We start from the raw sequence: 1,478 nt of genomic DNA on the forward strand, positions 1-1,478 counted from the left end.
CAATACCAGGAACTTTAGGTTCGGGTTAGTACTGTGACGACCGAGGGTGGTGGTCCTGTGAGGTGTCTGTCGATCGGCTTCTTGGTGGGGAATGGGGTGCGGTTGGCCCGGCGGACGACGCGGGGGTTGGAGCGGTGACGTTCCGGTAGGACGTGTTCGGCGATCTCAGCGGTCACCGCGGCCAGGACACGGGCCATCCGCCGGAGGGGGGAAAAGCGCCCGGCGTACTACCTGGCGCCGGACGATGGTGACGGTGTGGGTGAAGGAGAGCCGGTCGGGGTCGATCCCCTCGACCAGGGCGGTGTCGTGGATGAGTTTCCGTAACGCCCGGTGCAGCGTCAGGATGCCCCAGACCTCCTGTTCGACCCGGTCGGGTGTGCGGGACCGTAGCACGAGGCGGCCGTCCTGCTGGTGGACCTTGATCTCGTCGAGCAGGGTCTCGACCTCCCACCTGTCGCTGTACAACGCGGCGAGTTCGGCGGCGGGTGCGGTGGCGGGGTCGAGGATGGTGGTGACGAGCCGGTAGGTCTCCTTTCTGCTCGCGGGCAGGGGGTCGGCGGTGTCCGGGTCGCGATCCAGGGTGTACTCGACGACCCGAACTGTGATCTTTCGGCCTTTACCCCTGGTGCCGGGTTCTGCCAGGTGGGACAGGTACGAGCCGTCGGCGAGCTCGGCGTCGACGGGGAGGCGACGGTCCTTCTTGGCCCGCCACAGCAGGTCCGCGCCGGTCGCGGCGGCCTTGGCGAACAACGCGAAGCCGAGGAAGTTGCGGTCGGCCAGCAGCAGCATGCCCGGTCGCAACGCTGACAGCAGCCCGGGGGCGAGGGCCTGCTCGCTGGCGGCCTTGGACCCGCCGGTCCCGCCGAACCCGGCTGCCAGCAGCGCCCGGGTGCCGCACTCGACCAGTCCCAGCAGCCGGACCTGCGGCAACGCGCCTTCTCCCTGGTCGTTGCCGGGCTTCCCGAACGCCGCCGCGTTCTCGTCGGTGTCCGGGACCAGCAGCGTCGTCCCGTCGACCGCGCACACCCGCCACCGGCGGTAGAACGCCCCCACTGTCCGCCGGGGCAGGGCCATCGGCACCGCGGCCTGTTCGAAAAGCAGCTTCACCGGCTCCGGCCCGAGCCGGTCCCGCGCCTTCGTGATCGCCGTCGTCGCCGGTACCTTCACCGGCCCCGCACTGCCGGACAGCCAGTCGTCGGCGAGCTTGACCTGCCGCATCACCTCGTCGTAGCCGTCCGAGGGGAACAACGCCAACGCGACCACATAGCGGACCATCAACGCCGCCGGCAGATCCCGCGTCCGCCGCTCACGCCGGCCCGCCTCCGCGACCACCCGGTCGACCAGCACGTCCGGGAACTGCGCGGCCAGCACCCCCAACCCGACCCGGTCCACCAACCGGTCCCCGGCCTTCTCCTTGACCTGACCACGCCTCGGCACAGCCAGAACCTACACGATCAGACCTTAAGTTCCTGGTATTG

General features: G+C 69.6%; 1 protein-coding gene. It reads right to left on the bottom strand.

What is annotated here, in order from left to right:
- Nucleotides 1–165: 165 nt before the first annotated feature.
- Nucleotides 166–1,437, bottom strand: coding sequence for an IS4 family transposase (locus AB1460_RS37425; protein ID WP_368967292.1), 1,272 nt, complete (start codon nt 1,435–1,437; stop codon nt 166–168).
- Nucleotides 1,438–1,478: the final 41 nt, after the last annotated feature.

It is taken from the genome of Parafrankia sp. FMc2, assembly GCF_041008525.1.
Lineage (GTDB): Bacteria > Actinomycetota > Actinomycetes > Frankiales > Frankiaceae > Parafrankia.